Origin of the sequence: Pseudomonas avellanae BPIC 631 (assembly GCF_000444135.1) — a bacterium.
Lineage (GTDB): Bacteria > Pseudomonadota > Gammaproteobacteria > Pseudomonadales > Pseudomonadaceae > Aquipseudomonas > Aquipseudomonas avellanae.
On record NZ_ATDK01000092.1, the window covers coordinates 1 to 4601 of the forward strand.

Consider the following 4601-nt stretch of genomic DNA (forward strand, 5'->3'; position numbering starts at 1 on the left):
GCAAGCTAAGCTATTGATAAGATTTGAATTTTCCGTTAGTTGGTGGCTGATTTTTTCGAAAACAGTACACTAGAGCTTATGCATCGAAATATCCTTAAACCAGATAAGTGGCCAAAAAGTCGTTATCGGTTCCATGCCATCAACGTTATTTGTGAGTGGCCATCAATAGTGCGTGCCGTCTTCAAGACGGCGCACGGCGGATGAAAAAAATCCCATCAGGCAAATCAGTCCGCCTAACACGCCGGTAACGACAAACAGCCATCGCACGCCGATAAGCTCACCTAGTGGAGTTGTCAGCGCCAAACCTAGTGGAGCGGCTAGCCCCATGACCATATTCAGCAACGAAAGCCCACGCCCTTGCAGGTGATTGGGGATGGTGCCTTGCAGCAATGCAGTCATTGGGGCATCACCTAGAATGAAGGACATGCCACTAATCAGCCAACACACTGCGGCGATGTTGAAGCGGTCGGCCGGCATCAGACCTGTTAATGCTAGCGCGAAACATGAGGTAGCGAAGCCCCAGAGGATCCATGTGACTTGCTGGCGAGGCGCAAATAGCGCCACAACTACGGCCCCTATCAGCATGCCAGCGCCTGCCATTGCATCGATAAACGCAACGTGCGGCGCACCACCGCCGAAGTGCTCTTTGACCAACAATGGCACCAATGTGAACGAAGGCGTAATCACCAGTACCACGCCCCCCATCAACGCATAGAGGTGGCGCAAGCCAGGGTGACTCCAGATCAAATGCAAGCCATCGCGAAACTCACTCCTTAGAGTTGATAGGCCCGTGCGGTTGCTATTGAATGCCTGGGGAATACGGTAGCGCAACAACGGCAAGCAGCCCAATAGTGCTGTAACCACATCGATGGACAGTGCCCATCCCAGCGGGATCATGCTGATAGCGAGCGCGCCTAGCGGTGCGGCAGCAACCAGGGTTATCCCCTGCATGGCCTGACTCAGGCCCGCTGCACGGGGTAAAAAACTGCGTGGCACAAGCATAGCCACGCTGGCCGATGCGGCCGGCGTCTGGAAAGCTTGCATCGCGCTGCGTACGAACATCATCCAGTAAACGTGCCACAGTTCAACACGCTCGGTAAGAAACAGTACGATCAATATCGACATGCACAGCGCGCTGATCATATCGGTGGCAATCATCAACACGCGGCGACTGTAGCGGTCAGCAAATATGCCTCCCAGAGGGCTGATCAGCGCCTGTGGCAAGAGCGCTACGACCCCAGCGGTTGCCAGCGCTGCCAGGCTACCCGTTGTGTCTGTAATCCACCAAAGGAGAACGAACTGGGTCAGCCCGGAGCCGATCAGGGAAAGAGTCTGACCGGTGAAAATCATCCAGAAACGCACCTGCCAATTGCTCCCAAGATCGCTGTTGTCTGAGTTGGGAAGGGAATGGCCATCAGCGGTATCAATGATTTCCGGGCGGTTCGATAAAGCCATAAAAAACGTTTCCATCGGTTTATTTCTTAATGCGCAGTAAAGGGAGCGGTGATCTGGGCACTTTAAGTCTCACGTTCGTGGTTCGCTTGTGCTGATGGGTTCCGTAATTCCCCCATATCTCGAAAAATAAAGGCCATGGTGGAGTTGTTAGCGCCTGAATGAGCTCTATGCAAAGGCGCTATGCCCGTCAATAATGATTGCGTTTGGTACTCATCGCGTGCGACTGAAGCCTTCTGATGGGCAAAGTGGATCACTAGGATACGACAGTTGCTTCGCCCTCAGCTCGCCCTACCTGCCGGCGCGATACTGGGCGAGGATTGCGTTAACTGCGTGCACCCGAATCCGTCTTAAACACCACTCAAGGGAAATTCTGAAAAAGACTTCCTGATTGGGAAAAATCCCGGACACCAATCGCCGAGCTTTTCGATGATGATATGTCCGATCACCTTACCTTGAAAAACGTCGTCCTATGGAACTCTTTGAATACACCCAGACCTTCGTGCCCCTGCCTTACAAAACCGTGACCAGCGGCGTGTTGATGTTTAAATCGACAGATGAGACAACACAGCCGGACGTTCAGGGTTATCTGAACAACCCTGAAACTCTGGCCGTACTGAATCGCCACGGCCAGGACGGGTGGGAGCTCGTCAGCGTTCAGCAGATCAATCGTGGCCATGAGCAGATTGGCAACCAAAACGCGCAGGGCTGGGCGTTTGGTTACGCGATTGGTATCGGTTTCTTGTTCTTCTTCAAGCGCAGCACTGCGCCGCTCACTTCGTTGGACAAACCCCCACAGACCTAAAAAGGGTTTCGAGCTGATTCGATCCGGGCCGTTGGTCATGCTGTGGACATAGATTCCTACAGCTTCAAAGGCCCGCGACGTGAAAATCAAGCTCCCTGCGATCAGACCAGCGTCTTCAAGCATGCAGATCTGCCTGTCTGCTGTGCTCATCTGCACACCGCTGCTTTCCTCGTATGCCCGAGCAGCTGGCACGGCTTCCGAGCAAGCCAATGTTGAGGTGATGGTTCGCCAGCTCAATGCGCTTGAGGCCGTTGCTCAACGGAGTGCCGATCTACCAAACGAGTCGGCTCAACGCTACCACCTGGACTATCCCAGGCTGGTCAGCGACATCGCCCGCATACGCCAAGGATTACAGGACTATCTGACTCCCTCCCGGGCACAGCCCCGGGACCCTGTCGAAATTTCTGGCCATTACAACGTCAGCGGTGATCGCACCCCATGACGATGTCCGCCACCCAGATCGGCGCTTTTCAAGCCGCAGCCGGCTTCACCCCTGCCAGCAGCAACACGCTCTGGACCGGAATAGCGATGGGCATCCTTTTGCTGTGGGGCGTCTGGGTTCTTCTGAGCATTTATCGCGGCTGGGCTACCCGAAACCTCGAACGATCGGCGGCTGCAGCTTCTGCAGTCCGTTGGGCTGTGCTGTTCATGATTATGACTTTCATGCTGTTGAGTTGAATTTTCCCAAGGAGATAAAAATGCGACTTTTTTCACTATTCGCGCAGGCCCGTGCCTTCGTTAAACCCCCGGTCTACAACGCCGCCAGTATGGGATAGCAGTCGCTTAGCGGTGTAGTTGGCCAGCTTGGCGAGCGTTTTCGTAGGACCAATACCTACGCCCACTGGAATGCCAGTGCATTTGTGAATGGTTGCCCGGATGCGACGACCGAACGCTGTGAGATCTCCAGGAATCCCCGTAAGGTCTGCAAACGCCTCATCGATGCTGTACACCTCAGAGGCTGGGACCATGGACTCGATGATCGACATCACGCGCTCACTCATGTCGCCATTTATGTGGAATGGAAAATCAACCAAAGGTCCGGAGAGAGAGTGGAGCTTGGTAAACAAGATCATGCTTTGCCGTCTTGGCCTACTGATTTTGATAGCATGATACGTGGCATAAAACCGTTCCTGATTTTACGTACCAAACCCAAGAGAAACAGGCTGCCCCATTTCAGAAAAGTCAGGGAACTGAACCGCTTATGAAACCACTCATTTCGCATCTTTTTGAATAGGGCGCTGGAAATATGACAATCGTGTCTGGACACATCGGAAAACACCCAAGCCTAACCACTGTTCAAGCTGGGTCTTCGGCTTCGGTCGAGAATCAAATGCCTGATCCTGCACAGTTCAGTGATGGACGTGGAAAAAGCTTCCGACCCAATTATCGTCAATTACATTGGCGAGGTTCGATCAAGATATTTGCACGAATAATCATGGCATCAGTCAGCGTGCAATGTGCTTTGGCCTTTCATTGAGCTGGATTAACATGATTCATGCCGGGAAAGATCACGTTACGCCCTATGCATCGGCAGAAAGAATGAGATTTCTGGGTTCCTTTGAAGGGGTGGTGCATGCTCGTACTGTTCATAACTTCTATCGGACTGAGCACAAATTCCTAATGGAGCAAGCTTCCGCAAACCCCGGAGTATCAAGTGGCGCGATGGCTGGCACAGAAAGCTTATTGCAAGCTGCTGAGTTGAAGGGGTTAAAGCTTCAACCTATTCTAGAGGACAAGTCGAATTCAGGTTTACCCTTCCTAATTGCGTGTAAGCAGTCAGGGCGGCAGGTGAGCACAGATGAAACTGCGCAAAGCTCTTTATGTGATGCAATTGTAGAAAGTAAGAGAGGGGTAATGGTGATATACAGCCAAGAAATTGCCCACGCTTTGGGCTTTTCTGTATCATCAGATGGCAAAAGAGCGACTTTATTTGATCCCAATCTCGGAGAGTTTCATACACACTCGAAAGCGTTGGCTGATACTATCGAAAACATATCATCGGCAGATGGGCTGCCTTTAATCGGCGTTCAGGTATTCGCTTCAAAAATACACTGACTTGAAGTCTCCAAGCTCTACCTTGTGGATTCCACGACACTTGGAGACCCAGCCCGATTATTTGGACAGGCCGTCGAAGCCCAGCAGATTACATTTTTAGTCTGAAGTCCCTGCCGTCGTTTTTTTTGCGCATCTGCGCATCGATTCGCCCTTCAGCTCGATATGATAAGCGTTGTGCACCAACCAGTCTAGTGTACTGTTTTCGAAATAAGTTACCCATAACCTGCAAGCTAAGCTATTGATAAGATTTGAATTTTCCGTTAGTTGGTGGCTGATTTTTTCGAAAACA

General features: G+C 51.8%; 5 protein-coding genes and 2 pseudogenes. 4 read left to right on the forward strand and 3 right to left on the reverse strand.

The features are described from left to right. Positions 1–162: 162 nt before the first annotated feature. Positions 163–1470: an MFS transporter gene (locus DW49_RS0106765; RefSeq protein ID WP_005614680.1), complete on the reverse strand. Its 1308-nt coding sequence runs from the start codon at positions 1468–1470 to the stop codon at positions 163–165. Positions 1471–1924: 454 nt separating this feature from the next. On the opposite strand from DW49_RS0106765, the gene DW49_RS0106770 reads away from it, so the two are divergent. The 3 genes from DW49_RS0106770 (at position 1925) to DW49_RS0106780 (ending at position 2935) form a co-directional block, all read left to right on the forward strand. Next, positions 1925–2257 carry a DUF4177 domain-containing protein gene (locus tag DW49_RS0106770; protein ID WP_005614677.1) on the forward strand — a complete coding sequence of 111 codons (333 nt, stop codon included), beginning with the start codon at positions 1925–1927 and terminating at the stop codon, positions 2255–2257. A gap of 79 nt (positions 2258–2336) precedes the next feature. Then, positions 2337–2699 (forward strand): integrative conjugative element protein, RAQPRD family, encoded by a 363-nt coding sequence (locus DW49_RS0106775; protein ID WP_003381923.1) that lies wholly within the window; start codon positions 2337–2339, stop codon positions 2697–2699. Further along, positions 2696–2935 (forward strand): TIGR03758 family integrating conjugative element protein, encoded by a 240-nt coding sequence (locus DW49_RS0106780; protein WP_005614676.1) that lies wholly within the window; start codon positions 2696–2698, stop codon positions 2933–2935. Before DW49_RS0106775 ends, DW49_RS0106780 begins: the two co-directional genes overlap by 4 nt. Before the next feature lie 71 nt (positions 2936–3006). Here DW49_RS0106780 and DW49_RS0106785 read toward each other — a convergent pair. Then, positions 3007–3276: pseudogene (locus DW49_RS0106785) on the reverse strand (Y-family DNA polymerase); the annotation flags it as partial. 436 nt (positions 3277–3712) lie between these two features. Between DW49_RS0106785 and DW49_RS0106790 the strand changes: the two are divergent. Continuing rightward, positions 3713–4312, forward strand: coding sequence for a YopT-type cysteine protease domain-containing protein (locus tag DW49_RS0106790; protein ID WP_229687574.1), 600 nt, complete (start codon positions 3713–3715; stop codon positions 4310–4312). A 96-nt stretch (positions 4313–4408) separates the two neighbouring features. On the opposite strand, the pseudogene DW49_RS1000000133585 reads toward DW49_RS0106790, so the two are convergent. After that, positions 4409–4601, reverse strand: a pseudogene (locus DW49_RS1000000133585) (ATP-binding protein); the annotation flags it as partial.